Source organism: Methylobacterium hispanicum, assembly GCF_022179285.1.
In the GTDB taxonomy this organism is placed as follows: domain Bacteria; phylum Pseudomonadota; class Alphaproteobacteria; order Rhizobiales; family Beijerinckiaceae; genus Methylobacterium; species Methylobacterium hispanicum.
Window position 1 is genome coordinate 50,937 of sequence record NZ_BPQO01000017.1, and the last position, 25,541, is coordinate 76,477.

General features: G+C 73.7%; 23 protein-coding genes. 4 read left to right on the plus strand and 19 right to left on the minus strand.

The window, feature by feature from the left end; all coding sequences use genetic code 11:
- Nucleotide 1 precedes the first annotated feature (1 nt).
- The 5 genes from kdpA to MFF56_RS18890 all read right to left on the minus strand — a co-directional run bounded on the left by kdpA (nt 2) and on the right by MFF56_RS18890 (nt 3,753).
- On the minus strand, nt 2-1,717 hold the full coding sequence (kdpA, locus tag MFF56_RS18875; protein ID WP_238230576.1) for a potassium-transporting ATPase subunit KdpA: 1,716 nt from the start codon (nt 1,715-1,717) through the stop codon (nt 2-4).
- A gap of 23 nt (nt 1,718-1,740) precedes the next feature.
- Nucleotides 1,741-1,830: a K(+)-transporting ATPase subunit F gene (locus tag MFF56_RS18880; RefSeq protein WP_017484418.1), complete on the minus strand. Its 90-nt coding sequence runs from the start codon at nt 1,828-1,830 to the stop codon at nt 1,741-1,743.
- 12 nt (nt 1,831-1,842) lie between these two features.
- Nucleotides 1,843-1,965 carry a hypothetical protein gene (locus MFF56_RS32140; RefSeq protein ID WP_280949065.1) on the minus strand — a complete coding sequence of 41 codons (123 nt, stop codon included), beginning with the start codon at nt 1,963-1,965 and terminating at the stop codon, nt 1,843-1,845.
- A 398-nt stretch (nt 1,966-2,363) separates the two neighbouring features.
- Nucleotides 2,364-2,504 carry a hypothetical protein gene (locus MFF56_RS18885; RefSeq protein ID WP_197430510.1) on the minus strand — a complete coding sequence of 47 codons (141 nt, stop codon included), beginning with the start codon at nt 2,502-2,504 and terminating at the stop codon, nt 2,364-2,366.
- A 211-nt stretch (nt 2,505-2,715) separates the two neighbouring features.
- Nucleotides 2,716-3,753, minus strand: a complete 1,038-nt coding sequence (locus MFF56_RS18890) for a helix-turn-helix domain-containing protein (protein ID WP_066920642.1) — start codon at nt 3,751-3,753, stop codon at nt 2,716-2,718.
- A 529-nt stretch (nt 3,754-4,282) separates the two neighbouring features.
- On the opposite strand from MFF56_RS18890, the gene MFF56_RS18895 reads away from it, so the two are divergent.
- The gene (locus MFF56_RS18895) at nt 4,283-5,974 is read left to right on the plus strand and encodes a M10 family metallopeptidase C-terminal domain-containing protein (RefSeq protein WP_238230578.1); all 1,692 of its coding nucleotides are present in this window, start codon (nt 4,283-4,285) and stop codon (nt 5,972-5,974) included.
- A 55-nt stretch (nt 5,975-6,029) separates the two neighbouring features.
- Here MFF56_RS18895 and MFF56_RS18900 read toward each other — a convergent pair whose 3' ends face one another.
- The 4 genes from MFF56_RS18900 to MFF56_RS18915 all read right to left on the minus strand — a co-directional run bounded on the left by MFF56_RS18900 (nt 6,030) and on the right by MFF56_RS18915 (nt 11,351).
- Nucleotides 6,030-6,308, minus strand: coding sequence for a DUF1488 family protein (locus MFF56_RS18900; RefSeq protein ID WP_066923626.1), 279 nt, complete (start codon nt 6,306-6,308; stop codon nt 6,030-6,032).
- A gap of 96 nt (nt 6,309-6,404) precedes the next feature.
- Nucleotides 6,405-6,746 carry a hypothetical protein gene (locus MFF56_RS18905; RefSeq protein WP_197430618.1) on the minus strand — a complete coding sequence of 114 codons (342 nt, stop codon included), beginning with the start codon at nt 6,744-6,746 and terminating at the stop codon, nt 6,405-6,407.
- A gap of 120 nt (nt 6,747-6,866) precedes the next feature.
- Nucleotides 6,867-9,683, minus strand: coding sequence for a type I DNA topoisomerase (gene topA, locus MFF56_RS18910; RefSeq protein ID WP_066923628.1), 2,817 nt, complete (start codon nt 9,681-9,683; stop codon nt 6,867-6,869).
- A 165-nt stretch (nt 9,684-9,848) separates the two neighbouring features.
- Nucleotides 9,849-11,351, minus strand: a complete 1,503-nt coding sequence (locus tag MFF56_RS18915; protein ID WP_066923645.1) for an undecaprenyl-phosphate glucose phosphotransferase — start codon at nt 11,349-11,351, stop codon at nt 9,849-9,851.
- A gap of 251 nt (nt 11,352-11,602) precedes the next feature.
- Between MFF56_RS18915 and MFF56_RS18920 the strand changes: the two genes are divergently transcribed.
- The gene (locus MFF56_RS18920) at nt 11,603-12,862 is read left to right on the plus strand and encodes an MFS transporter (protein ID WP_066923630.1); all 1,260 of its coding nucleotides are present in this window, start codon (nt 11,603-11,605) and stop codon (nt 12,860-12,862) included.
- A 21-nt stretch (nt 12,863-12,883) separates the two neighbouring features.
- On the opposite strand, the gene hmuQ is transcribed toward MFF56_RS18920, so the two are convergent.
- On the minus strand, nt 12,884-13,225 hold the full coding sequence (gene hmuQ, locus MFF56_RS18925) for a heme-degrading protein HmuQ (RefSeq protein ID WP_066923632.1): 342 nt from the start codon (nt 13,223-13,225) through the stop codon (nt 12,884-12,886).
- A gap of 320 nt (nt 13,226-13,545) precedes the next feature.
- Here hmuQ and MFF56_RS18930 point away from each other — a divergent pair, with 320 nt between their 5' ends.
- Nucleotides 13,546-13,959 (plus strand): helix-turn-helix domain-containing protein, encoded by a 414-nt coding sequence (locus tag MFF56_RS18930; RefSeq protein ID WP_066923635.1) that lies wholly within the window; start codon nt 13,546-13,548, stop codon nt 13,957-13,959.
- A gap of 7 nt (nt 13,960-13,966) precedes the next feature.
- Here the strand turns inward: MFF56_RS18930 and MFF56_RS18935 are convergent, their stop codons facing one another.
- From MFF56_RS18935 to cbiE, 4 genes are read right to left on the minus strand one after another with little or no spacing between them, the layout of a single operon-like run.
- Entirely contained in the window at nt 13,967-15,286 is a 1,320-nt protein-coding gene (locus tag MFF56_RS18935; RefSeq protein ID WP_066923637.1) for a cobyrinic acid a,c-diamide synthase CobB, read from the minus strand.
- Nucleotides 15,283-16,065 (minus strand): precorrin-4 C(11)-methyltransferase, encoded by a 783-nt coding sequence (gene cobM / locus MFF56_RS18940; RefSeq protein ID WP_066923639.1) that lies wholly within the window; start codon nt 16,063-16,065, stop codon nt 15,283-15,285. Before cobM ends, MFF56_RS18935 begins: the two co-directional genes overlap by 4 nt.
- Nucleotides 16,066-16,073: 8 nt before the next feature.
- Entirely contained in the window at nt 16,074-16,475 is a 402-nt protein-coding gene (locus tag MFF56_RS18945; RefSeq protein ID WP_066923641.1) for a cobalamin biosynthesis protein, read from the minus strand.
- Nucleotides 16,454-17,704, minus strand: coding sequence for a precorrin-6y C5,15-methyltransferase (decarboxylating) subunit CbiE (gene cbiE / locus MFF56_RS18950; RefSeq protein WP_238230580.1), 1,251 nt, complete (start codon nt 17,702-17,704; stop codon nt 16,454-16,456). Before cbiE ends, MFF56_RS18945 begins: the two co-directional genes overlap by 22 nt.
- On the opposite strand from cbiE, the gene MFF56_RS18955 reads away from it, so the two are divergent.
- Entirely contained in the window at nt 17,703-18,434 is a 732-nt protein-coding gene (locus MFF56_RS18955) for a cobalt-precorrin-6A reductase (protein ID WP_082773027.1), read from the plus strand. The two genes, cbiE and MFF56_RS18955, sit on opposite strands and share 2 nt — an antisense overlap.
- Before the next feature lie 194 nt (nt 18,435-18,628).
- Here MFF56_RS18955 and cobJ read toward each other — a convergent pair whose 3' ends face one another.
- The 5 genes from cobJ to cobN are packed head-to-tail and all read right to left on the minus strand — an operon-like array spanning nt 18,629 to nt 25,536.
- Nucleotides 18,629-19,387 (minus strand): precorrin-3B C(17)-methyltransferase, encoded by a 759-nt coding sequence (gene cobJ, locus MFF56_RS18960; RefSeq protein ID WP_066922055.1) that lies wholly within the window; start codon nt 19,385-19,387, stop codon nt 18,629-18,631.
- Nucleotides 19,384-20,169 (minus strand): precorrin-2 C(20)-methyltransferase, encoded by a 786-nt coding sequence (locus tag MFF56_RS18965; RefSeq protein ID WP_066922053.1) that lies wholly within the window; start codon nt 20,167-20,169, stop codon nt 19,384-19,386. The genes cobJ and MFF56_RS18965 overlap by 4 nt, the downstream gene beginning before the upstream one ends.
- A complete protein-coding gene (locus MFF56_RS18970; RefSeq protein ID WP_066922052.1) occupies nt 20,169-20,801 on the minus strand; it encodes a precorrin-8X methylmutase in 633 nt (210 codons plus the stop codon). The genes MFF56_RS18965 and MFF56_RS18970 overlap by 1 nt, the downstream gene beginning before the upstream one ends.
- On the minus strand, nt 20,798-22,174 hold the full coding sequence (cobG, locus tag MFF56_RS18975) for a precorrin-3B synthase (protein WP_066922050.1): 1,377 nt from the start codon (nt 22,172-22,174) through the stop codon (nt 20,798-20,800). The genes MFF56_RS18970 and cobG overlap by 4 nt, the downstream gene beginning before the upstream one ends.
- Nucleotides 22,171-25,536 (minus strand): cobaltochelatase subunit CobN, encoded by a 3,366-nt coding sequence (cobN, locus tag MFF56_RS18980; RefSeq protein ID WP_238230582.1) that lies wholly within the window; start codon nt 25,534-25,536, stop codon nt 22,171-22,173. Before cobN ends, cobG begins: the two co-directional genes overlap by 4 nt.
- Nucleotides 25,537-25,541 lie beyond the last annotated feature (5 nt).

Below are 25,541 nucleotides of genomic sequence, written 5' to 3' on the forward strand. Positions count from 1 at the left end.
CTCAGCCTCCCGTCGCGAAGGTCTGGCCCGCCGCCCCGGCGAGGTGCTCGACCACGGGGCCGAGCGCCAGCGCGGGGAAGAAGGTCAGGCCGCCGATGATCAGCACCACGCCAACCAGCAGGCCGACGAAGAGGCCGCCATGAGTCGGGAAGGTGCCGGCCGAGGCCGGCAGCCGCTTCTTGGCCGCGAGCGAGCCCGCGACGGCGAGCACCGGGATCTTCACGAAGAACCGGCCGACCAGCATGCCGATGGCGAGCGTCGTGTTGTAGAACAGGGTGTTGGCGGTGATACCACCGAAGGCCGAGCCGTTGTTGGCCGCGGCCGAGGTGTAGGCGTAGAGGATCTCCGAGAAGCCGTGGGGCCCTGCATTGGCCGGACCCGCGAGGCCGGCGGGCACGACGGTCGCGAGCGCGGTGAAGCCCAGCATCATCAGCGGCAGGCAGAGGATGCCGAGCACCGCCATCTTCACCTCGCGTGCCTCGATCTTCTTGCCGAGATATTCGGGCGTGCGCCCGACCATCAGGCCGGCCACGAAGATCGCCACCACGACGAAGACCAGCATGCCGTAGAGGCCGGCACCCACGCCGCCGACGATGACCTCGCCGAGCTGCATGTTGAGGAGCGGCACGAGACCGCCGAGCGCCGTGAAGGAATCGTGCATCGCGTTGACCGCGCCGCAGGAGGCGGCCGTGGTGATCACCGCGAACAGCGCGGAGGCGGCGATGCCGAAGCGGACCTCCTTGCCCTCCATGTTGCCGCCCGCGAGGCCGAGATCGGCAAGGACTCCGTGGGCGCTCGCCTCCGCCCAGTAGGTCACGAGGACGCCGGCCGCGAAGAGCAGGCCCATCGCGGCCAGGATCGCCCAGCCCTGGCGCTCGTCGCCGACCATGCGGCCGAAGACGTTGGTGAGCGCGGCACCGATCGCGAAGATCGCGACCATCTGTAGGAGGTTCGAGAGCGCGGTCGGGTTCTCGAAGGGGTGGGCGGCGTTGGCGTTGAAGAAGCCGCCGCCATTGGTCCCGAGCATCTTGATGGCGACCTGGCTCGCCACGGGTCCGACCGCGATGGTCTGCCGCGCGCCCTCGAGGGTCGTCGCCTCGACGGAGGGGGCGAGCGTCTGCGGCATGCCCTGCGACACGAGGACCAGCGCGATCAGGACGCAGAGCGGCAGCAGCACGTAGAGGGTGGCGCGGGTCGTATCGACCCAGAACGAGCCCAGCGTCCTCGACGAGGCGCGGGCGAACCCACGGATCACCGCCACCGCCACCGCCATGCCGGAGGCCGCCGAGACGAAGTTCTGGTGGGTCAGCCCGAGCATCTGGGCGAGGTACGAGAGCGTGGTCTCGCCGCCGTAGGACTGCCAGTTGGTGTTGGTGACGAAGCTTGTCGCGGTGTTGAAGGCGAGGTCCGGCGCCACCGCGGCCTGTTCGGTCGGATTGAGCGGCAGCGCCGCCTGCAGCCGCAGGATCGCGTAGAGCAGGACGAAGCCCGCGAGGTTGAACAGCACCATCGCGCCCGCGTAGCCGAGCCAGGTCTGCTCCTGCCGGGCATCGATGCCGGCGAGGCGGTAGAGCCCGCGCTCGAGCGGGCCGAGGACGGGCGAGAGGGGCGTGCGCCCGCCGTCGAAGACCCGGGTCATGTAGGCCCCGAGCGGGCGCACGAGCGCCAGCACGATCGCGCCGTAGAGCGCGATCTGCATCCAGCCGTTGAGTGTCATAGGGGTGGTCCGTGCTCGGCCGCTCAGAACCGCTCGGGGCGGACGAGGGCGTAGGTGAGGTAGACGAGGAGCCCGGCGGTCACGAGGGCGCCGAGAGCAAGGTCGAGGGTCATGGCGGCCTGCCTTCAGAGCCGTTCGCAGAGGACGGCGTAGCCGGCGGCGAGCGCGAAGACGGCGAGGCCTCCGGCGAGGAAGAGGATGTCGGGCATGGGTCGTCCGTGTCTGTCGGGCCGGCCGGCGGCGGGCATGCCCGCGACCGGCCTCGGCCGACCCGGAATGTGGACGGGAACCGCGTTAGGGTTCGAGCGGGGGCGGGCGGCGTTGTTGTAAGGATCGCGTTAGGATCGGCCCGCAGCCGGGCCGCCGGAGCCGGCCGGACACGCCCGCCGCCACGCCGCCCGCAGGGCGGGACAGGCGCCCGGCGCCCCCAGGAGCGCCGCGCGCGGACAGGCCTCGCCCCAGCCGGCCCGGTCGATCCGGATCACGCCCGTATCGCCGTCCGTGAAGCCGCGAAAGGGAATGGCGCAGATCGGGCAGCGGCCGCCGACGCATCGGAGGCCGGACCCACCGGGGTCGCAGCGGCCGGTCGGCCGCGGCGGGGCGGCTCGGGGCTGGAGCGTGGTCGCCCCGGGGCGGGCGGTCGGCCTCACGGCGCGGGCAGCAGGTCGAGGATGTTCAGCGCGAGCAGCGCCAGGGAGACGGCCGACCACGAGCCGAGACCCAGGATCATCAGGGCGAAGACGCGATCGGCCCTGCATTCGGCGGCGATGTGCCGGAAGACGCTCATGGGAAGGCTCCATCCGGGCGGATGCCCGGGTGGCGCGAGAAAGCCCGCTCACCGCGTTAGGGAACAAGCCGGGTGCGGGCCGCCGGGCATAAGGGATCCATAGGGGACGGCCGCGGGTCCCCCGTGCCCGTGCAGGGCTCCGTCGCCAGCCGGCGCAGGTCGGACGGTCGCCCGGCCGAGGGGCGCGCCGGCACCAGTGCGGAGCGCCGCCTCACAGGTTGTCGAACCAGCTCCGCAGCACGGAGATCCCGGCCTGCCGCTCGCCGACGCCGAACGGGTAGGCGACCGCCTCGCTCGGGATGAAGCCGAACCGCTGGCGGAAGGCGCGGCGGAACGTCTTCTCGTCCGAGAAGCCGACCGCGTAGGCGAGTTGCGAGATGCGCAGCGGGCGCGCCGCATCCCCTCGGACGAGCATCCGCATCGCGCGCATCAGGCGGCGGTCCCGGATGTAGGCGAGCACGCCCCCGGTCTCGCCGAAGAGCCGGTACAGGGTGGAGCGCGACATGCCGAGGCGCGCCGCGATCGTGGCCGGGCTGAGGGCGAAGTCGTGGAGCTCGCGCTCGATCAGGCGGCGCGCCTTGATGCTCGCATCGAGGTTCTGGGGAGCGGCGGTGCCCGCGCGTCCGCGCAGATAGGTGCCGCAGAGCTGCACGATCGCCCGCGCGGCGGTCGCGGCCTCGTGCTGGTGGAGCAGGTCGCCGCAGGCGACGACGTCGGCGATGAAGGCGTGGACGAGGCGCGCATAGGGATCGCCGTCGTGGTCGAAGGCTTGGCCGTGCAGGCCTTCCGGCCGGCATCCCTGGTCCTCCAAGAGGGCGCGGGGGATCACGACGTTCGTGGCATCGACGGCGGCGGCGACGATGCGGACGGGCTGGGCGAGGTCGAAGACCACGCACTGCGTCTCGAGGACCGGGTTCGCCCTGTCCTCGCTCTCGACCGTACTCTGCCCCCGCCGGTAGAATTGCAGCAGGATATGGTCGAGCCCCTGCTGCTGGATCATCTCGGGCGTGCGCTCCAGGATGTGGGCGGGGGCGACCACGTCCCCGATCAGCAGGTCGCCGAGGTGGTAGGAGCGCATCGCGATCGGCACCGTGAGGTCTGTCTCGGGCCGGAAGGCGACCGCGAAGACGGGCGCGAGGTGCTCACGCCACGCGCGTCCCAGGTCGGCCCTGTCGGCGGGGGGCTCGAAGCGGTGGCACAGGATCCGCGGACCCTCGCCCTGCGGACCCTCAACGTCCTTGTTCGACATCGTTCGTTCTTGATCGCCGACCAGTCAGGCTCGGCACGAAACGCCGACGCCGGAAGACTCGCGGATTCCGTGCGAGACTGTGGCTGGGCGCTTCGTGAATGACCCTCGTGCGAAGGGATAGCCTGAAATTGTGAACACACTCAGTAACGAGTTCGGGCTCGACTGGCTCGCCCCCGGCGGATCGGCTGATCTGTTGCACGTGCGCCCCCCGGGGCCGGCAGCCCCCGCGGCGCAGCGCGCGGCGGCGGCGGCGTGTGCAGTGCAGTAGGGCACCGGTCGGGGCAGAATACTCGCCTGTCGGATCACGGTTCCGCGTCTCAAATGTCGCCCAGCCAGTCCCACGACTTGCTAGGGCCGCAACCATGTTGCCGCGGCGTTACAGCCGGAAACCTGGATCACATGCATCAAAACATTGGACGACCGGGCATCATCCGCCGCGTTGCGGAGAGATGTCCGCGGACCGATCCATCATGCACGACGCTGCACTGTCCAGCCGGACCTGAACAACGCAGCTTCAGGGGGACGACCAATGGTTGCTCAAGTTCTACCAGCCCTCAGCGCGGATGCCCTTCGCGAGATCGTCTTCATCTCCGGCTTCAATGCCGACGGAACCGTCGCCGCGACAGCGGGCGCGACCTACAACGCGACCGACCGGAGCTACAACGCCACGGAATCCGGCGTATTCAAGTGGGGCGGCGGCTTCCCCACCGCCGGGGGAGACCTCTCCGGGCCGAACAAGACAGCGGGCACCCCGGGCGGCACCCTGCGCTACGCCTTCGACGGGAGCTTCAGCGCCGCCGAGAAGGCGACCTACCTGGCGGGCATGCAGGTCTGGCAGAACGTCGCCAACGTCCAGTTCGCGGAGGCCTCCGGCACGGCCGCGGCCGACTTCACGTTCCGCCGCAACACCGACACGAAGGCCTTCTTCACGGCAGCCGACGCGTACGCCGTGCCGATCGGCTCGAGCCTGATCCCGCAGCGCGTCGGCCCCTATATCAGCGTGGACATGCGGCCGGGCATCGGCTTCGGCAACTGGGCCAACGATTACTCGGACGGCGGCAACGCCTTCAACACCGCCGTGCACGAGATCGGCCACCTGCTCGGCCTCGACCATGGCGGCCCCTACAACGAGGGCGAGGGGACGGGCGGGGCCGGCGCATCGGCGGCGCAGTTCACGGTCTACGATCAGGCCCCCTACAGCATCATGTCGTACGTCGCGCCCAACGACGTGAACGCGCGGCTGTACGGCAGCTACCCGCTGCGCGCCAATTACGGGCTGGCGGCGGACGGGACCTCTCCGAACCAGGCGGTGACGCCGCAATCCCTCGACATCCTGGCGATCCAGCGGATCTACGGCGCCGCGACCGTCGGCACGCTCACGCAGGCGCAGACCTTCGGCTTCAACACCACCATCGCCGACGCGACGAAGACCTTCTTCGACTTCAGCATCAACACGCGCCCGGTGGTGACGCTCTACAGCAGCGCGTCCGGAAACACCCTCGATCTCTCCGGCTTCGCTCAGAACGCCGTCGTGGACCTGACCCCCGGCAGCTTCAGCAGCGCCGGCGGCCTCACCAACAACATCGGCATCGCCTACGGCACGCAGGTCGGCCGCGCGATCGGCGGCTCCGGCGCCGACCGCATCGCGGGCGGAGAAGCCGCCGAGATCCTGCAGGGCGGCCTCGGAACCGACACGCTCGCCGGCGGCGGCGGGGCGGACGTCCTCTACGGCAACCAGGGCGACGACCTGATCTACGGAAACCAGGGCGCGGACGTGCTGTACGGCGGCCAGGGCAACGACAGCGTGATCGGCGGCCAGGACGCGGACGTGGCCTTCGGCAATCTCGGCAACGACGTCGTCTACGGGAACCTCGGCGCCGACATCGTGTACGGCAACCAGGGCGCAGACACCCTCTACGGCGGTCAGGGCAACGATACGCTCTACGGCGGCCAGGGCGACGACGTGCTCTTCGGCAATGCGGGCGACGACGTGCTCGTGGGCAATCTCGGAGCGGACCGCTTCGTGTTCGGCGCGAATTCCGGGCGCGACCTGATCCTCGGCTTCGACGGCAGCCAGGGGGACCGCCTCAGCCTCTCGGGCCAGACCTACACGCTCGGCTCCGCCGCGGGCGGGAACGCCCTGCTCCTCCTGTCGGGCGGCGGTTCCGTCGAACTCGCCGGCATCAGCGTAGCCCAGTTCGGCAGCGGCTACCTCGCCTGAGGCCGGGGGACGGGCCGGTGGAGGCGCGCGGCCTCCACCGGCACGGCAACCGCGCTCAGGCGCCCGGCGCGAAATCGTTCGCGGTCAGCTCCATCAGGTCGTTCGGGAAGCTGCCGCGGTCATAGGCCCGGCTCGCCGCGGCCTCGATCGCCGCCCTGTGCCGCAGGAACACGTCGAGCGGGTCGCCCCCGTCGTCGCCGAACTGCTGGCGCAACACCTCCGCCTCGATCTCGCAGGCGATCACGCGCTGTCCGTTCGTCATCGGAAAGCGGATCGCGCCCTCGGTGGCCGCATCGTGGTGCGGCGCGCCGTGCGTGTATCTCTCGAGCGGCATCGGGCTTCTCCCTGTCTGGTTCATCCGCCTCGTTCGCGGTGTCGCACGGGGAGGTAGCGTGGCCGACGCCCGTGGCGAGAGCGGGGACCCGGGCGCTCAGTCGAGCCGCGGCGTCAGACGGCCGCCTGCAACGGGGCGCACCGGGTCGCGCCAGGGCTGGGCCCGCGTGACCGGAGCCCGGCCGACGCTGAAGCGCAGCGGTCGGTGATGGTTCAGCGCGTGGCGATGGCGCCGGTGGTGGTGCCAGCGGCGATGGTGGTGCCTGTGCCAGCGGTGGCGGTGATGGCGCCGCCAGTGCCGCCGCCAGCGAACCTCGACGATGGCGCTGTCGGCGGCGCCCGCGAGACCGGCGGCCGTCGGCAGCGTCATGGCGGAGGCCGGGGCGGACGCCATGAGCCCGCCCGCGAAGGCCAGGGCGAGACAGAACCTCTTGATCACGCGACCCCCTCTGCGATTCGGTCGGATGCGAAACGTCGCCGGACCCGAAACGGTTCGCCGTCCCGTTCGCCCCGGCACACGCGTCCGGGCGAGACCGCTCGGTCAGGGTGTCGCGCGGCGCTAGGCCGGATCCGATCCGGCCGTCGTCTTGGCCGCCTTGGTCGTCTTGACCGTCTTGGTCGTCTTGACCGTCTTGGCGACGCTCGCCCCGGCAGCCTTGGCAGCCGGCTTCGCCGCGGCCTTGGCGCGCGCCTTCGTGCCCGCCTTGGCCCCTGCCTTGGCCCCTGCCTTCCCGGCGGGTGCGGCCTCGCCGTCCCCGTCCGCCTTCCTCGCCGCCGCCTTCCGGGTGGGCTTGGCCGCCGTCTTGCGGCCGCCGCGCGCGGGCTTCCCGCCGCCCGCCTCCCGCCGCGCCTTGACGAGGGCGATGCCCTCTTCCAGCGTCAGCGCCTCGGCGCTCGCGGTCTTCGGCAGGGTGGCGTTCACCTCGCCGTCCGTCACGTAGGGGCCGTACTTGCCGGCCTTGACGACGAGCTCGCGCCCGCTCGCCTCGTCCTTGCCGAGCGGACGGCCAGGGTCGGCGGCCGGCCGGCCGCGCCCGCCGCCCTGCTCCTTGGCCACGATGAGGTCGATGGCGCGGTTCGCCCCGATCTCCAGGACGTCGTCGTCACGCCCGAGATTCGCGTAGGTCTTGCCGTGCTGCACGTAGGGCCCGAAGCGGCCGAGATTGGCCAGGATCGGCTCGCCCGTCTCGGGATGGCGCGCCACCTCGCGGGGAAGCGCCAGCAGCCGCAGCGCCTTCTCCAGATCGACCGCCGAGGGCGCGAGGCCCTTGGGCAGCGAGGAGCGCTTCGGCTTCTCGGCGCCCTTCTCGGTCGAGGCCTCGCCGAGCTGCACGAAGGGCCCGAAGCGGCCGTCGCGCAGGCTCACCGGCAGGCCGGTGGCCGGGTCGTCGCCCAGCACCCGCACGCCCGGCTGGCCGCCGTCCGCGGAGGAGCCCTCGCCCTCGCCGTCGAGCCCCGAGGCCGAGAGCTGGCGGGTGTACTTGCACTCGGGGTAGTTCGAGCAGCCCACGAAGGCCCCGAACTTGCCGAGCTTCAGCGAGAGTTGGCCCGAGCCGCAGGTCGGGCAGGCGCGCGGGTTCGAGCCGTCCGCCTTCTCGGGGAAGATGTGGGCGCCGAGCAGCCCGTTCAGCGCCTCCAGCACGTCGGTGACGCGCAGTTCCTTCGTGTTGCCGATCGCGGCGGAGAAGTCGCGCCAGAAGTCGCGCAGCACCGCCCGCCAATCGATCTCGGCGTTCGAGACCCGGTCGAGCTGGCCCTCGAGGTCGGCGGTGAAGTCGTACTCGACGTAGCGCTTGAAGAAGCTTTCCAGGAATCCGGTGACGAGCCGTCCCTTGTCCTCGGGCACGAGGCGCTTCTTCTCGATGCGCACGTACTCACGGTCGCGCAGCGTCTGGAGCACGGCGGCGTAGGTCGAGGGTCGGCCGATGCCGAGCTCCTCCATGCGCTTGACGAGGCTGGCCTCCGAGTAGCGCGGCGGCGGCTCGGTGAAGTGCTGGGTCGCGGTGATGCGCTCGCGGGTGAGCGCATCGTTCGCCCGCATCATCGGCAGGCGCTTCGACTCCTCGTCCTCCTCGTCGTCCTTGCCCTCCTGGTAGAGGGTGAGGAAGCCGTCGAACTTCACCACCTGGCCGGTCGCGCGCAGATCGAGCCTGCGCGGGCCGACGCTCGCCTCGACATCGACGGTGGTGCGCTCCAGCTCGGCCGACTCCATCTGGCTCGCCACGGTGCGGGTCCAGATCAGCTCGTAGAGCTTGGCCTGCTCGGGCTCGAGGTGGCGGGCGATCTGCTTGGGCAGCAGGCCCATGTCTGTCGGGCGCACGGCCTCGTGGGCCTCCTGCGCGTTCTTGGCCTTGACCGTGTACTTGCGCGGCGCGCCCGGCACATAGGCGTCGCCGAACTCGCGCCCGATCACCGCGCGCGCATCCTGGATGGCCTCGGGCGCCATGTCGACGCCGTCGGTCCGCATATAGGTGATGATGCCGACGGTCTCGCCGCCGATATCGACGCCCTCGTAGAGCCGCTGGGCGACCCGCATGGTCTGGGCCGGGGCGAGCCCGAGCTTGCGCGAGGCTTCCTGCTGCAGCGTCGAGGTTGTGAAGGGCGGCTGCGGATGGCGCTTGGCGGGCTTGGCCTCGACGGCGGCGACCCGGAAGGTCGCGAGTTCGAGGTCGCGGCGGAAGGCCGCCGCCTCCTCGCCCGTGCCGACGTCGAGGCGCTGGATGCGCCGGCCGTCGGCGCCCACGAGCCGCGCGTCGAACACGCCGCCCTTGTCGGTCGCGAGGGTGGCCACCAGCGACCAGTACTCGCGTGGGCGGAACGTCTCGATCTCGACCTCGCGCTCGGTGACGAGGCGCAGCGCCACCGACTGCACGCGGCCCGCCGAGCGGGCGCCCGGGAGCTTGCGCCAGAGCACCGGCGAGAGGTTGAAGCCGACCAGATAGTCGAGCGCGCGACGGGCCAGATAGGCATCGACCAGCGCCTGGTCGATCGCGCGGGGCCGCCGCATCGCCTGCTCGACCGAGTCCTTCGTGATCGCGTTGAAGGTGACGCGCTCGACCGGGATGCCTTTCAGCGCCTTGCGGGCGGTCAGCGCCTCCAGCACGTGCCAGGAGATCGCCTCGCCCTCGCGGTCCGGGTCGGTCGCCAGGATCAGCTTCTCGGCGCCCTTGACTGCCTTGGCGATCTCCGAGACGCGCTTCGAGCCGCGGTCCTCCAGCTCCCAGACCATCTGGAAGTCGGCCTCCGGATCGACCGATCCGTCCTTGGCCGGCAGGTCGCGGATATGGCCGAAGGAGGCCAGCACCTCGTAGTCGCGGCCGAGATACTTGTTGATCGTCTTGGCTTTGGCCGGCGACTCGACGACGACGACTTTCATGGACGGATCAGCCTCTCGACGGAGCCACCGCGACGGGTCGGACGGATTGTGCGGATGGCCGGCCCCTGGGCGGGATGGGGCCTCGCGGCGGGACAAGTGGTTCACGGGGCCCGTGTTGTCAAATCGCGGCCCGGAACCTGAGGTCGCCGCCGGCCCGCGGACGGGTCAGAATGCGTTGTCGTAGGCGCGGGGCGAGACCACCGTGCGGAGGATGATCCGGATGTCGAACCAGAGCGACCAATTGTCGATGTAGTGCAGGTCGTGGGCGACCCGGGCCTCCATGTCGGCGTCGGTCAGCGTCTCGCCGCGCAGGCCGTTGACCTGGGCCCAGCCGGTGATGCCGGGCCGCACGTTGTGGCGCCGGGCGTAGAGGGCGATGCGCCGCTCGAAGCTGCGGTCGTGCGCCAGCGCGTGCGGGCGCGGGCCGACGAGGGACATGTCCCCCTTCAGGACATTGAGGAGCTGGGGCAGTTCGTCGAGGTTGGTGCGGCGCAGGAAGGCGCCGACCCGGGTGACGCGCGCGTCGTTCCGGGTCGCCTGCCGGAAGGCCGCGTCGGCCTCGGCCCGCATGCTGCGGAACTTGAAGACCCAGAAGGGCTGCTGGTTGAAGCCGTAGCGCTTCTGCCGGAAGAAGACCGGACCGGGCGTGTCGAGCCGGATCAGGACGGCGACGACGCCGAGGAGCGGGGCCAGCAGCGCCAGCGCGACGAGCGACACCGCGAGATCGAAGCCGCGCTTCAGCGCCACCTCGGCGAGGTTGAGCGGGCGGCGCCCGACATTGATCCCGGACAGCCGTCCGATCCGCGAGACCTGCATGTCGGGGAAGCGGTCGAGCACGGTGCCGGGCCGCAGGTGCAGGGCGGCCGGCACGCGCAGGAACGCGTCGATGCAGCGCTCGACCTCGGCGGTGGAGGCCCAGGGCACGAGGATGAACACGTCGTCGGGCCGCAGGAAGCGCACCACGGAGACGGCGAGTTCGAGATCCTCGTCCAGCTGAGCCTGGCGCGCGGCGGGGTCGGCCTCCGGCGCGGGAGCGCGCAGGTAGCTCGTGCCGATCACCCGCAATCCCAGGGCGTCCGCGGCGTTGCCCGCGTAGAAGCGGGCGATGTCCTCCTCGTAGCCGACGAGATGGATCCGCACGAGCGAGGACGAGCCCGGCCGGGCGAGGCGGCGCACCAGCCGGACCGTGAGGGCACGGCCGAGCATCAGTGCCGGCAGTCCGAGCACGAAGGTCCCGGCCGCCACCGCGCGCGAGAAGTCGGTCGTGGTCTTGGTGACGAAGCCCACCACCAGCACGGCGCCCCAGGCGGCGAGCCAGAGCGAGGCCGTGCGCTGGAGCTGGGGCCGGCGGTCGAGCAGGGTCTCGATCGTGTAGCTGCCCCGCAGGGTGTTGGCACAGAGGACCACGAGGGCGAGCAGACCCGCGAGGCGCCACGCCCGCAGGTGGGGGGAGGCCGGGGGTCCGACCTCCATCGTGTAGGCGTAGGCGTATTCGAGGAGCAGCGTCACGCCGACGATCACCGCCAGATCGACGCAGGCCGCCGCGAGCGGGACGCCGAGCCGCGCGAGCGCGCGTCGGCGCCGCGGCAGCAACGCCGCCCAGACGGTCCGGCGCGCACCCGGTTCGGGGAGGGCGCGGTAGATCCGAGGAGGCCGATCTTGGAACATCTGCTGGGCCATCGGTCCGTTCTGGTCGGAGAAATGTCCTGAAACGGGACAGGTTCATGCGTCCGCGACGTCGCACCGCCGCTTGTCCGCAAGCTCCGCGCCCGCCGCGTCGGTGCCGGCGCGGCACGCGGGCCACTTCGTCACCCGCAGCACTGCCGGGCGCCCCCCGCCTGCGCTAGGGATCGGTTTTCCGGACCGTGCGACGGTCCTGCGACGGCGAGGTCTCGGGACGCGCCGGGACGGATGCGGCGATGAGCGGACAGGGCATCGAGGTTGCGGGCGCGCTGCCCGCGGGCGAGCGGCCGGCGGCCGCCGGGGCCGCGACCGCCCGGGATCCGGCGTCCGGACCGGCCCTGGCGATCCTGGCCGGGCTCAGCCTGTCGCACCTGCTCAACGACCTCGTGCAGTCGCTGCTGCCGGCGATCTACCCGCTGCTCAAGGCCCGCTTCGCCCTGGATTTCGGGCAGGTCGGCCTGATCACCTTCGTGTTCCAGGTGACGGCCTCGATCCTGCAGCCGGTGGTGGGGCTCTACACCGACCGCCGGCCGCTGCCCTTCTCGCTGGCGGGCGGCATGACGATGTCGCTGGTCGGCCTCGTCGCGCTCGCCACAGCCTCGGCCTACCCCGCGCTCCTCCTCGCCGCCGGGCTGATCGGGATCGGGTCGGCGGTGTTCCACCCGGAGGCCTCGCGCGTCGCCCGGCTGGCAGCGGGCGGGCGCTACGGCCTCGCGCAGTCGATGTTCCAGGTGGGCGGCAACGCCGGCACGGCGCTCGGACCGCTGCTCGCGGCGGCGCTCGTGGTGCCGCACGGCCAGGCGAGCGTGGCCTGGTTCACGCTGGCCGCGCTCGCGGGCATCGCGGTGCTCTCGGCGGTCGGGCGCTGGTACCGGGCGCGCCTGCGGACGGCGGTGGCGCGGCCCCGGGCGGGCGGCGGCGCGGAGAACGGCCTGACGCGGCTGAGGGTGGGCACGAGCGTCGCGGTCCTGCTCGCGCTGATCTTCTCCAAGTATTTCTACATGGCGAGCTTCTCATCCTACTACACATTCTACCTGATCGACCGCTTCGGCGTCTCGGTGGTGCAGTCGCAGCTCTACCTGTTCGTCTTCCTCGGCTCGGTCGCGGCCGGCACGATCCTCGGCGGCCCGATCGGCGACCGCATCGGCCGCAAGCCGGTGATCTGGGGCTCGATCCTGGGCGTGCTGCCCTTCGCGCTGGCACTGCCCCATGTCGGCCTCGGCTGGACGGTGGCGCTCACCGTGCCGATCGGCCTGATCCTGGCCTCGGCGATGCCCGCGATCCTGGTCTTCGCGCAGGAATTGCTGCCCGGGCGGATCGGGCTCGTCGGAGGGCTGTTCTTCGGCTTCGCCTTCGGCATGGGCGGCCTCGGGGCGGCCGTGCTCGGCGAGGTCGCGGACCGGACCGGCATCGCGTTCGTCTACGGGCTCTGCGCCTACCTGCCGCTGATCGGCCTGCTCGCGGTCTTCCTGCCGCGCCTGCGCCCGGCCGCCTGAGGCGACCGGGCACCGGGCGCCTCAGGCCGCGGCCTCGTCCGGCGTGGCGGGGCGGGCGACCGTCTGGATCGTCTCGAAACCCTCGAATTGCGGGTGGCCGAGATAGAGCGGCTTGGTCGAGGGCACGCGGCCGTGCGCCTTGCGGAACTGCTCGGAGCGCGTCCAGGCCTCGAAATCGGCCCGCGAGCGCCAGATGGTGTGCGAGGCGTAGAGGACGTGGTCCTCGGCTTCCGGGCCGCGCAGCAGGTGGAACTCCACGAAGCCCGCCATCTCGCCGAGGTGGCTGTCGCGTCCCAGCCACACCTGCTCGAACTCGGCCGTCGAATCCTTGACCACCCTGAAGCGGTTCATGGCAATAAACATCCGCATCTCCGTTCTGGTGCGCGTGAGCGCGAGGGTTCAGGCCCGCGGCAGCGGGAGTCAACCGCGGACTCAGCATTTCGCGCGCGGGAGACCTTCCTCCGGCCGCACGGTGGAGATGGACATTTTGCGCAACTTGAGCATATGAACGGGATGTGCTGTCGGGCGGCCGGCTGAGAACTCGCACGACGCGCACCCGAGGGGTGAGGTCTCCGGCGTATCCCGGACGGCGGCGCGGAGATCTCGGCCCCGGAAGGGTGTCGGGGCATCGGGCGGCGGCGGGCTGGCGCGGGCGGCAACGTGAAGAGGGTGGTTCTGGTCCGATGATGCCGAAGCAAACGACCGACGTGGACCGCCTCGTCGGCATTCGCATCACCGCGTTGCGGAAGGCGCGCGGCCTCAGCCAGACGGCCCTCGGCAACGCGGTCGGCGTGACATTTCAGCAGGTTCAGAAGTACGAGAAGGGCCAGAACCGTGTCGGCGCCGGGCGCCTGCGCGAGATCGCCCGCCTGCTCGAGGTGCCGGTCTCGGCCTTCTTCGAGGACGAGGGCCAGACCGAGGGACCGCAGGAGGACGTGTTCGGCTTCCTCAGCGCGCACGGGGCGATCGAGTTGCTGCGCGCCTACGCCTCGATCCAGGACGACCAGGTCCGCCGCGACGTGCTCTCCATCGTGCGCGCCGCCGCCCGCCTCTCGCAGGCCAAGGCCGAGGCGGGCGCGGAGAACCCCGAATCCTAGTCCGCCCTCAGGCCGGCTCGGCCGCGATCAGGTGGAAGAAGCTGCCGGTGACTTGGCCGCTGCGGTGCCCGGCGAAGCCGAGATCCGTGCCCTCCGCGTCCGTCACGCGCGCCAGCGCGACCGATTCGTCGGGCGCCGCGGTCATCTCGCCCGCGTAGTGGAACTCGTGCCCGACGAGACGGGTGCCGGCCGGACCCAGCACCCCGTCGGCCACCAGATGCGCGACGCGATAGCCGAGATGCAGGCGACGCCGGGCATAGCTCGTCGCTACCGCCAGAAGACCGGCCATGCGGTGGGCCACCCCGTCCGCATCCTCCAGGCTCTCGCCCAGAACCATGTAGCCGCCGCACTCGCCGTGGACGGGCTTCTCCGCCGCGAAGGCTCGGAGGCCGGCGCGGAAACGCTCCGCCGCGGCGAGCCGGCCGGCATGGAGTTCGGGATAGCCGCCCGGCAGCCAGCAGACGTCGCAATCGGCCGGCGGGGCCTCGTCGGCCAGCGGAGAGAACGGCACGATCTCGGCACCGGCCGCCCGCCAGCCCGCCTCCTGATGGGGGTAGAGGAAGCTGAAGGCGGCGTCGCTCGCCACCGCGATGCGCTGGCCCGGGGGCGGGGGTAGGGCGCCCGCGGCGGAGGGCGCCGCACCGGCCGCGCAGGCCAGGATCGCGTCCAGGTCGAGTCCGGCCTCGGCGAGGTCAGCCAAGCGGTCGAGGCGGGCCTCGAGGTCGGCGGTCTCGCCGGCCTGGACGAGGCCGAGATGGCGTTCGGGCAGGACGAGGCCCGCGTCGCGGGCGAGCGCGCCGAGGACCGGGATCCCGACCCGTTCGAGCCCCGCCTCGACGAGGCGGCGGTGGCGCGGGCTCGCGACCTTGTTGAGCACAACGCCGGCGACGCGCAGGCTCGGGTCGTAGGTGGCGCAGCCGAGCGCCACCGCGGCCGCCGACTGGGCCGCCCCCGAGACGTCGAGCACGAGCAGCACCGGCCAGCCGTAGCGCGCCGCGATGTCGGCGTTGGCCCCCGTCCGGCTGGGGGCGGCCCGCACCCCGTCGAACAGGCCCATCGAGCCCTCCGCCACCACGAGGTCGGCCCCGGCGGCCGCGTGCCCCGCCACCGCGTCGAGGAGAGCGGGGCCCATCGCGAAGCTGTCGAGGTTGAAGCTCGGATGCCCGGTCGCGGCCCGGTGGAAGGCGGGATCGATGTAGTCCGGCCCGCACTTGGCGCCGCGGACCCGCAGACCGCGCCGGGCAAGCGCACGCATCAGCGCCAGCGCGACGGTGGTCTTGCCGGAGCTGGAGCGCGGCGCGGCGACGAGGAGGCCGGGAACGCTCATCGCGCACCCTCGGCCGCCACCGCGCCGCCGGGCCGGAAGCGCCGGTCGTAATCGGCGGCGTAGAGGGCGCTCTCGCGGAACTCGTGCGGGTCGAGGGCCGGGCCGACGAGGATCAGCGCCTGCCGCTCCAAGCCCGCCTCGGCCGCCTGTCCGGTGATGGTGGCCAGCGTGCCGGTGAGCACCCGCTCGTCGGGCCAGGAGGCGCGGTAGACGATCGCGGCCGGGCAGTCCGCGCCGTAGAACGGCGTCACCTCGGCCACGAGCTTCTCCACCACGTGGATCGACAGGTGGAGGGCGAGCGTCGCGCCGGTGGCCGCGAAGGCCGCGAGCCGCTCGCGCTCGGGCATCGCGCTCGCGCGGCCCGAGGAGCGGGTCAGCACCACCGATTGGGCGAGGCCCGGCACGGTGAGTTCCCGCCGCAGCGCCGCGGCGGCGGCCGAGAAGGCGGGCACGCCCGGCGTCACCGTGTAGGGGATGCCGAGCCGGTCGAGCCGGCGCATCTGCTCGGCCAGCGCGCTCCAGATCGCGAGGTCGCCGGAATGCAGCCGCGCGACGTCCTGGCCTCTCGCGTGCGCGGCCTCGATCTCGGCCACGATGGCGTCGAGGTCGAGGGGCGCGGTGTCGACGATGCGGGCGCCCGGCGGGCACCAGGCCAGGATCTCGGGCGCGACGAGCGAGCCCGCGTAGAGGCAGACCGGACAGGCGGCGATGCGGTCGCGCCCCCGCACGGTGATGAGGTCGGCCGCGCCCGGTCCGGCGCCGATGAAGTGGACGGTCATGAGGTCTTCTACAGGCCTCCCGCGTACCCTGCGAGCGCGCAGGTGGCACCGGGGCTGGCGATGCGGGGGAGGGCGAGCGCCGCCTCCGGCCCCGCGGCCGCGAGGGCGGCGGCCTCAGCCAGCGAGCCGACGCCGCGCAGGGCTTGCAGGCGCTCCGAGCGGGTGAACACGCGCGCATCCGCGGCCACCAGGGCGTCGGCTTCGACCCCGTGCGGGACGAGCCCGAAAGCGGTGGCCGCCTCGCGGAGCGCCGGCATCCCCGCGCGGTCGGCGGCCGTGGCGATGCCGGCGAGCGCGCCCGGCTCCAGGCCGGCTTCGGACAGTGCCCGGCGAATCAGCCCGGCGATCTCTGCCGCGCCCGTGCCGGCCCGGAACCCGACACCCGCGATCACGAGCACGTCCAGACCCACTGGGTCACCGGCATGGCGGAGCGCCAGCCATGCATCCCGCCGACCGGATCGGCGCGGGAGATTGCGAGGCGGCGCAGTGCGCCCCCGCGCTCGCGGAACGCCGCGAGCAGGGACGCCTCGCCCTCCAGCGTGACCGCGTTGGCGACGCAGCGCCCACCCGGCCGCAGCGCCGCACAGGCCGCCGCGATCACGCCAGGGTCCGAAACGCCGCCGCCGATGAAGACCGCGTCCGGGGGGGCGAGGCCGGCCAGCGCCTCCGGCGCCGTGCCCTCCACCACGTCGAGGCCCGGCACACCGAAATCGTCGGCGTTGCGCCGGATACGCGCGGCGCGCTCGGCCCGCGCCTCGACCGCGACCGCCCGCATGGCGGGGTGGCGCAGCATCCACTCGATCGCGACCGAGCCGGCGCCGCCGCCGACGTCCCAGAGCCGCCCGCCGCGGCGGGGGGCCAGAGCCGCGAGCGTGACGGCGCGGATCTCGGCCTTGGTGAGCTGGCCGTCGTTCTCGAACAGCGCGTCGGGCAGGCCGGGGCTGAGCGCCAGGACCCGCGCGCCGGGATCGGCCTCGACCGCCACCGCCAGCGTGTTGAGCGGGTCGATCCCCGCGAGGTCGAACCGCTCGGCCGTGGCCCCGCGCACCCGCTCGCGCGGGCCGCCCATCGCCTCGAGCACGATCAGCCGCGAGCGACCGAAGCCGCGCTCGGTGAGCAGGGCGGCGACGCGGGCCGGGGTGGTGCCGTCCCAGGAGAGGACGAGCAGGCGCGCGCCGGGCTGCAGATGCGGCAGGATCAGCGGCAGCGCCCGGCCGTGCAGCGTCAGGCAGGCGCAGTCCGGCAGCGACCAGCCGAGCCGCGCGCAGGCGAGGCTGAAGGCCGAGGGCTGCGGGTAGGCGCGGAACTCACCCGGCGGCACCAGCCGGGCGATCTCGGCGCCGATTCCGTAGTGGAACGGGTCGCCGGTGGCGAGGATGCAGGTCGGGCGGCCGCGCCGCGCCAGGATCTCCGGGTAGGCCGCATCGATCGGGCTCGGCCAGGCGCGGGTCTCGGCCCGCAGCGGGCCGGCCAGCGCGAGGTGGCGGCGCCCACCCCAGACCATCTCGGCGGCGTCGAGCGCGGCGGCGGCGGCGGGGCTCAGCCCGGCGCGCCCGTCCTCGCCGATGCCGACGATGGCGAGCCAGGGGCTCGACGAAGGGCTCGACGGCGCCTCAGGCGCGGGCGAGAAGGCGGCCATGCGCATCCTCATCCTGGGCGGAACGACCGAGGCGAGCGCGCTCGCCCGGGCGCTCGGCCATCGCCGCGACCTCGCCTGCACGCTCTCGCTCGCCGGCCGCACGGCCGATCCGAAACCCCTGCCGTTGCCGATGCGGGTCGGCGGCTTCGGCGGACCGGAGGGGCTGGCGGCCTATCTGCGGGCGGAGGGCGTCGAGCGCCTGATCGACGCGACGCATCCCTTCGCCGCCCGGATCAGCCGCAGCGCCGCGCTCGCCGCCGAGGCCGCCGGCGTGCGGCTTCTCGCAGTACGGCGCCCGGCCTGGGCGCGGGAGCCGGGCGACGACTGGCGCGAGGTCGCGAGCGTGCCGGAGGCCGCCGACGCGATCGGCGCGACGCCCCGCACGGTGTTCGTGACGGTGGGCCGCAACGAGGCCGGCGCCTTCGCGCGCGCGCCGCAGCACGCCTACCTCGTCCGCACGATCGAGCCGCTCGACGGGGTGCTGCCGGTGCCGCACCTCACCGAGATCCGGGCACGCGGGCCCTTCGGTGCGGAGGCGGAGGCCGCGTTCATGCGGGAGCGGGGGGTGGAGGTTCTGGTCAGCAAGAATGCCGGCGGCCCGGCGACCTACGGAAAGATCGCGGCGGCCCGGGCGCTCGGGCTGCCGGTGGTGATGGTGCGGCGGCCCGAGAAGCCGGCGGTGACCTGCGTGGACGACGCGGCCGGCGCCCTGCGCTGGCTGGAAGGCTAGGCGCGACGCCATCCCTCCCCCCTCTGCGGGGGAGGGCACCCTGCGAAGCAGGCGGGGAGAGGGGACCCCAGCTTCAGGAACCGGCGCGGCCTGCATGCAGGGCACGGCCCCATCCTGAAGCGGAGGCCCCTCTCCCGTCACCCTTCGGGTGCCACCCTCCCCCGCAGAGGGGGGAGGAAGATCGCGCGGGGTCGTCATCGCGCCGCGACGCTGCGCGGCGTGTAGACGAACGGCAGCCCCTCGGCCCGCGGGATCAGCCGCGTCGCCGAGGCGCCGATGATGACCAGCGTCGCCATGTCGGCGGGCGCGTCGCGCGCCTCCGCCAGAGTCATCACCCGCAGAGCCTCGTCCGGCCGGGTCACGGCGCGGGCGAAGACGACGGGGGTATCGGCGGCCCGGATCTCCGCGGCGATCCCCAATGCCGCGCCGAGCTGCCAGGGCCGGGCGCGCGAGATCGGGTTGTAGAGCGCCACCACGAGGTCGGCGCGCAGCACGGCTTCCAACCGCGCCGTGATGACGTCCCAGGGCTTGAGGTTGTCGGACAGCGAGAGCGCGCAGAAATCGCCCCCGAGCGGGGCGCCGAGGCGGGCAGCCGCCGCCAGCATCGCGGTGATGCCGGGCTCGACCGTGATGGCGAGGTCGCGCCACGCCGGCTCGCCCTGCTCCAGCGCCTCGAACACGGCCGCCGCCATGGCGAACACGCCCGGATCGCCGCCGGAGACCACCGCGACGCGTCGCCCCGAGGCCGCGAGTTCCAGCGCGTGGCGGGCGCGGTCCACCTCGACGCGGTTGTCGCTGGCGTGCCGCACGAGGCCCGGCCGCTCGGGCACGCGCGCGACGTAGGGGATGTACCCGATCAGGTCCTCGGCCGCGTCGAGGGCGCGGCGGGCCGATTCGGTCAGCAGCGAGGGGTCTCCGGGACCGAGGCCGACGACGGTGAGGCTGCCGCTCACGGGCGCCGTCCCTCGCCGGGCACAAGCACCATCGAGAAGTAGGGTGCCTCGTCGTCGGCCTTCTCGGCGAGCGGCACCACGCGCTCGCCCGCCATGGTGCCGCGCTCGACGTAGACCGCGCGGGCGAGCAGCCCCGCGGCGTCGAGCGCGGCGCGCACCTTCGGCAGGTGGCGGCCGAGCTTCATCACCACCGCCGCGTCGGTGCCGCGCAGGCGTTCGGCGAGCGCCTCGGCCGGCAGGGTGGCGGGCAGGACGGTGAGCACGTCGTCGCCCCAGGTGATCGGCGTGCCGGCCCGCGTCCAGCAGCCCGACATGCCGGTGACGCCCGGCACCACCTCGACCGGGAAGCGGTCCTTCAGGCGGCGCCAGAGATGCATGAACGAGCCGTAGAAGAAGGGATCGCCCTCCGACAGGATCGCCACGTCGCGGCCGGCGCCGAGATGGTCGGCGAGCTGGCCGGCCGCATCGTCGTAGAAGCCGGCGAGCGCGGCCACGTAGTCCGGATGCTCGGGGTGCAGCTCGGTCGTGTAGGGGTAGGCCAGCGCCATCTCGCGGGCGGGGTCGCGCACCACCGCGTCCGCGATGGTGCGGGCGTTGCCCCGCTTCCCCCGCTTGCAGAAATGGACCAGCACGGGAGCCCGCTCCAGCACCCGCAGGGCGCGAAGAGTCAGGTATTCGGGGTCGCCCGGCCCCATGCCGACGCCGTAGAGCGTGCCGGTGGTGACGCCGGCCGGCGCCTCCGCTGGATCCAGGATCGCCGGATCGATGCCGCCGGCCTCCATCACTCGACCTCGCAGGCGAGGGCGTTGACGGCCGCCGCCGTCATGGCGCTGCCGCCGCGACGACCGTGGACGACGCAGAAGGGGACGCGGCCGTCGCGGGCGAGCGCCTCCTTGGATTCCGCCGCGCCCACGAACCCGACCGGGATGCCGATCACCGCGGCCGGCGCGCCGACGCCCGCGTCGAGCAGTTCGAGCAAGCGGAACAGGGCGGTGGGCGCGTTGCCGACGGCCACGACGCTGCCCGGCAGGTGCTCGCGCCACAGCTCCATCGCGGCGGCCGAGCGGGTGTTGCCCATCTCGGCGGCCAGCCCCGGCACGCGCGGGTCACCGAGCGTGCAGATCACCGGGTTGTTCGCGGGCAGGCGCGCGCGGGTGACGCCGTCGGCCACCATGCGCACGTCGCAGAGGATCGGCGCGCCGGCCTTGAGCGCGGCCTCGCCTGCTGCCGCGAAATCCTCCGACATCGCGACGTCGCGGGGCAGGTCGGTCATGCCGCAGGCGTGGATCATCCGCACGACCACGCGCTCGGCCGTGCCCGACCAGCGGGCGAGGTCGGATTCGGCGCGGATCATCGCGAAGGATCGGGCGTAGATCGCGCTCCCGTCGCGCAGGTAGTCGAGGCGCGCGCTCATGGTCTGGTCCTGAACAGGTCTTCGAGGTTGGCCGTTTGCGCCCCTCTTACGCGCTCCAGGGCCGCCTCGATAGTCAGCCATTCGACGGGCGCGTCGCCGGGGGCGCCGTCTGGCACGACGCCGTAGCGGCCCGCGTGGCCGACGAGGGTGAGGTCGCGGCGGCGCGGCTCGGCGCAGCCCTTGGCGCAGCCGGAGACGTGCGCGGTGAGCCCCCTGGCCGCGAAGGGCCGGAAGGCCTCGGCGAGGCGTGCGGCGTCGGCGTGGGTCGGGGTCGAGCCGGAGGCGCAAGCGGGCGCGCCGGGGCAGGCCGCGACCGCGCGGCGCGGGTCGTGCGCGTCGGTGATGAAGTCGGCCGCGAGGCGCGCCAGCGCCTCGGCGGCCCGGGCCGGATCGACCGCGAGGACGACGCCGCGGCTGGGGCTGAGGCGGATGTCGCGGGCGCCGGCCCAGTCCGCGATCGCGGCGAGACGCAGGAGCGCGTCGGCGGTGCTGCGGCCGAAGGGGGCGTCGGCGGTGACGGCCGCCCTCCCTCCTCCCTCTGCGGGGGAGGGTACCCTGCGAAGCAGGGGGGACCGGGACGAAGTCCCGCACGAGGGGACCACAGCTTCAGGGTCGGGCTGCAACTCGCATGAAGGTCGCGCCTCTCTCGGAAGCGTCGCCCCCTCGCCCGTCACCCTTCGGGTGCGACCCTCCCCCGCAGAGGGGGGAGAGAGAGACGCGCGCTCGATGTCGGACAGATCGCGGACGCGCCGGGCGCCGGTTCGGGCAAAGGCCGCGAGCAGGGCGGCGACCGTCTCCGGCACCGCGTCTTCCGGCCAGACGCCGAGCCCGAGCGGCGCCCCGCCCGTGGCGAGGGCGATCTCCGCCCGGCCCGGCGCCACCGCCCGCACGTGGATGTCGGCCTCCGCATCCGGCAGGGTGCAGCGCCCGCCGGCCTCAACCGCCACCAGCGTCTTGGCCGGCAGCGGCGCGACGGCGCGACCCAGAGCCTCGATCCGCGCGGCGAGCGTCGACCCGTCCACCAGCGCCTCCGGGTCGAGGCCGCAGAGGGGGCTCGTCAGAGTCAGCCGCTGCGGCCCGCCGTCGTGGCGGACGTCGCCGAGGCCCACGTCCGTGAGCGCCGCCGCGAGAGGTTCGCGCGTCGCCTCCTGCACGCCGCGGATCTGGAGGTTGGCCCGCGCCGTGATGTCGACATGGCCGTTGCCGTAGCGGGACGCCGCCTCCGCGACCGCGCGCAGTTGGGCGAGCGAGAGGATGCCGAGCGGCGGGTGGACGCGGGCCAGGAGCCCGTCGCCGGTCGGCATCGGCCGGGCGAGGCCCGGGCACCAGCCGCGGCGGCTCGGGGCCGCGGGCAGGGCGCGGCGGGCGCTCACTCGGCGGCCTCCGGCATGAGGGCGTCCGCCGGCATCGCGTTGCGGCGGGAGACCCAGAGCCCGCGGGCGCGCGCCTCGTCGAAGCGCTCGAGGATCGCGCGCAGGGCGTCGGGGTTGGCCGCGCGCAGGGCCTCGAAGACCGCCGGATCCGCGATCCAGGCGCCGTAGAGCCGATCGAGATCGGCGTGGGACACCGCGTCCGTCGCGGCGGCCAGCACGAAGACCGCGTCGAGCCCCTGCGCCAATTCCTGCGCACCGCGGTAGCCGTGCCGGAGCTGGCCGGCGATCCAGGCGGGCTCGGCGAGCCGCGCCCGGATCAGCCGGGCGACGTCCTGGCGGGCGGTGCGCGCCCGCGGGCGCTCGGGGTCGGACACATCGAGGCTGTAGAGGGCGGGCGCGGCGCCGGTGAGGGCGGCGGCGGCCGAAAGGCCGCCCATCGCGTCGGCGGCGGCGTCGCCATCGAGAAGGTCGCGCTCGGCCACGTCGAAGGCGTGGAGGTAGGCGTCGGCGCGCGCCACCCGGTCGGCGAAGGCCGCCGAGGAGGCGGGCGCGTCGCCGTAGGCGTGGTCGCTCGCCGCGAGGTAGGCCCGGCCGAGGTCGGCGCGGGTCGCCCAGGCGCCGTCGAGCGCCGTCTCGGCCGCACCCGCGCCGTAGCGGCCGGGGGCGGCACCGAAGACCCTGGCCGGATCCTCGCCCCGGCGGCGGGCGGCCGCGAGCGGGTTGTCCTCGTCGGGCTCCTCGCGGGCCGCGACCGCACGGGCCGCGCGGTCGAGGAGCGCCAGCGTGTCCGGGAAGGTGTCGCGGAAGGCGCCCGAGATCCGCACCGTCACGTCGATGCGGGGGCGCCCGAGGAGCGCCGGCGGCAGCACCTCGAAGCCGGTGACCCGGGTCGAGGCGTGGTCCCAGAGCGGGCGCGCACCCATCAGGTGGAGGGCGTGCGCCACGTCCTCGCCGCCGGTGCGCAGCGTCGGTGAGGCCCAGAGGTCCATCACGACCCGCTCGGGGTAGGCGCCCTCGTCCTGCAGGTAGCGGGTGACGACGGCCTCCGCGGCCTTGGCGCCCAGCGTCGCCGCGGCGCGGGTCGGGATGGCGCGCGGATCGAGCGTGGTGAGGTTGCGGCCCGTGGGCAGCACGTCGGCGCGACCTCGCGCGGGTGAGCCAGAGGGACCCGGCGCGACGAACCGCCCGTCGAGGGCCGCCAGCAAAGCGGCCCGCTCGGCCTCCGCGCTCGCCCGGCGGGCGGGCGCGGCGTCGGCCGGAGCGCGGCCGAAGACGTGGAGACCGTCGCGGAACGCGGTCTCGCCGAGGTCGCAGAGATGCGCGTCGAGCGCGGCCAGCGCCTCCGGCATCGGCGCACCGGGTGCGATCCCGGCGCCCGCGAGGTGGCCGAGCGCGTCCGCCTCCTCGAGGATCGCGCGGGCGATCAGGTCGGCCCGGCGCGGGTCGAGGACGCTCGCGGCGGCGTACTCCTCCACCTGCTCGCGCAGCCGCATGGTCTGCGGGTCGCGCCCGCCGCGCTGGATCTCCGGGGTGAGGTGGCCGAGCGCGATCCCGCCGAGCCGGCGCTTCAGCGGCGCGGCCTCGCCCGGATCGTCGACGATGAACGGATAGATCACCGGCAGCGCGCCGACCGCGAGCGCCGGCCAGCAGGTGGGCGCCAAGGCGACCGCCTTGCCGGGCAGCCACTCGGTGGTGCCGTGGGTGCCGAGATGGATCAGGGCGTCGAAACCTTCCTGCAGTCCCAGGTAGAAGGCGAGGTAGGCATGCGTCGGCGGCTCGTCGGGATCGTGGTAGCCGGCCTTGCGGTCGAGGGCACGGCCGCGGTCGGGCTGGAGGAAGATGCAGAGCCCACCGCTCCCTCCCCCCTCTGTGGGAGAGGGAGCGGTGGGCTCTGTGGAGGGGGCAAGGGTCACGGCGACGGTCGGAAAGCGAAATGCCCCGTCGTGGCAGGCGGGGTCGGCCTCCGGGGCGCCCCAGCGCTCCGTCAGCGCGGCCTGCGCCGCCTCCGGCAACCCGGCGAGCCACGCCCGGTACGCCGCGAGGCCGACCGCGAAGCCCGGCTCGCCCGCGCTCAACGCCCGCATCAGCCCCGGCCCGTCCGGCAGCGCGCCCACCGCGTAGCCCGCCGCCGCCAGATCGTCCGCGATCGCCCGCGCGCTCTCCGGCGTGTCGAGCCCGACCGCGAAGCCGGCCCGGCCGCCGCGGGCCGGATAATCCGAGAGCACCAGCGCGATCCGCCGGTCCGCCCGCTCCGTGCGGGCGAGGCGCAGCCACGCGGCGGCCCGGTCGGCGAGCGCGGCGATGCCGGGGGCGTAGGGCACGGCGCGGCGCTCGACATGGCCCTCGACCTCCGGCGCCTCCTCCTTGAACGAGATCGGGAAGCCCGCGAGGCGCCCGTCGAACTCCGGCAGCGCCACCTGCATGGCGAGGTCGGCCGCGCTCATGCCGCGTGCCGAGGCCGCCCAGGCCTCCCGGGCCGAGCCGAGCGTGTAGGCCTGCAGGACCGGGCAGTCGGCACCGTCGAGCACGAAACCCGCGTCCTCGCGGGCGGCGAAGGCGGTGGCGGCGATGATCAGGTCGGGCTTGCGCGCGGCGAGCGCCGCCCGGACCGCGGCGACCGCCTCCGGATCCTTGAGGCTGGCGACGGCGACGACGAGCGTGCCGATGCCGCGGGCGGCGAGCGCGGCCGTCAGCGCGGCGGCGGGCGCGAGATCGCCGCCGAGTGCCGCCGACCGGTAGATCAGGACGAGCGCGTGCGGAGCGTCCTCAGCCCGTGCAGGGGCCCCGGCGGCGAGCGCCCGGTCCAGCGGGACCGGGCCGCAGCCGGGGCAGCACGGGAAGCCCCGAGGCAGGGGGCGCGGCGGCGCGTAGGCGAGGTCCAGGCCGGACTCGCAGGCCAGGCGCCGCAGCATCTGGCGCAGGTTGTCCCGCCCGCCCGCGCGGAAATAGGCGTCGAGGAGGGGAGCGAGCTCGGGTGCGGTGGCGTGGGCGTCGAGGCGCGGATCCGGGCGGTCATCGCCCGGCAGCAGAACGAGCCGCACGCCGTTCGCGCGCGCCGCCGCAGCGCAGCGCTCGATGCCGTAGCGCCAGTAATCGAGCCCGCCGAGGCAGCGGATCACCACGATCCGCGCCCGCGCCACCACCGCGTCGACGTAGAGATCGACCGACATCGGGTGGCGCAGCCGCGCCAGCTTGGCGAGGCGCAGGGCGGGCAGGTCGGGCTCCGACGCGGCGGCATCCGCGATCGCCGCGAGATCGGTGTCGGTGAACGAGAGCACGACGATCTCCCCGGGCGCCTGGCCCAGATCCACCGCTGCCTCGCCCTCGTCGAGGGAGACCGTATCGACGCGCACGAGGTGCATCGGGC

Coding starts and splice junctions, on each gene's coding strand:
- kdpA (WP_238230576.1), bottom strand. CDS start 1,717: ATGACACTCAACGGCTGGATGCAGATCGCGCTCTACGGCGCGATCGTG.
- MFF56_RS18880 (WP_017484418.1), bottom strand. CDS start 1,830: ATGACCCTCGACCTTGCTCTCGGCGCCCTCGTGACCGCCGGGCTCCTC.
- MFF56_RS32140 (WP_280949065.1), bottom strand. CDS start 1,965: ATGCCCGCCGCCGGCCGGCCCGACAGACACGGACGACCCATGCCCGAC.
- MFF56_RS18885 (WP_197430510.1), bottom strand. CDS start 2,504: ATGAGCGTCTTCCGGCACATCGCCGCCGAATGCAGGGCCGATCGCGTC.
- MFF56_RS18890 (WP_066920642.1), bottom strand. CDS start 3,753: ATGTCGAACAAGGACGTTGAGGGTCCGCAGGGCGAGGGTCCGCGGATC.
- MFF56_RS18895 (WP_238230578.1), top strand. CDS start 4,283: ATGGTTGCTCAAGTTCTACCAGCCCTCAGCGCGGATGCCCTTCGCGAG.
- MFF56_RS18900 (WP_066923626.1), bottom strand. CDS start 6,308: ATGCCGCTCGAGAGATACACGCACGGCGCGCCGCACCACGATGCGGCC.
- topA (WP_066923628.1), bottom strand. CDS start 9,683: ATGAAAGTCGTCGTCGTCGAGTCGCCGGCCAAAGCCAAGACGATCAAC.
- MFF56_RS18915 (WP_066923645.1), bottom strand. CDS start 11,351: ATGTTCCAAGATCGGCCTCCTCGGATCTACCGCGCCCTCCCCGAACCG.
- MFF56_RS18920 (WP_066923630.1), top strand. CDS start 11,603: ATGAGCGGACAGGGCATCGAGGTTGCGGGCGCGCTGCCCGCGGGCGAG.
- hmuQ (WP_066923632.1), bottom strand. CDS start 13,225: ATGTTTATTGCCATGAACCGCTTCAGGGTGGTCAAGGATTCGACGGCC.
- MFF56_RS18930 (WP_066923635.1), top strand. CDS start 13,546: ATGATGCCGAAGCAAACGACCGACGTGGACCGCCTCGTCGGCATTCGC.
- MFF56_RS18935 (WP_066923637.1), bottom strand. CDS start 15,286: ATGAGCGTTCCCGGCCTCCTCGTCGCCGCGCCGCGCTCCAGCTCCGGC.
- cobM (WP_066923639.1), bottom strand. CDS start 16,065: ATGACCGTCCACTTCATCGGCGCCGGACCGGGCGCGGCCGACCTCATC.
- MFF56_RS18955 (WP_082773027.1), top strand. CDS start 17,703: ATGCGCATCCTCATCCTGGGCGGAACGACCGAGGCGAGCGCGCTCGCC.
- cbiE (WP_238230580.1), bottom strand. CDS start 17,704: ATGGCCGCCTTCTCGCCCGCGCCTGAGGCGCCGTCGAGCCCTTCGTCG.
- MFF56_RS18965 (WP_066922053.1), bottom strand. CDS start 20,169: ATGGAGGCCGGCGGCATCGATCCGGCGATCCTGGATCCAGCGGAGGCG.
- MFF56_RS18970 (WP_066922052.1), bottom strand. CDS start 20,801: ATGAGCGCGCGCCTCGACTACCTGCGCGACGGGAGCGCGATCTACGCC.
- cobN (WP_238230582.1), bottom strand. CDS start 25,536: ATGCACCTCGTGCGCGTCGATACGGTCTCCCTCGACGAGGGCGAGGCA.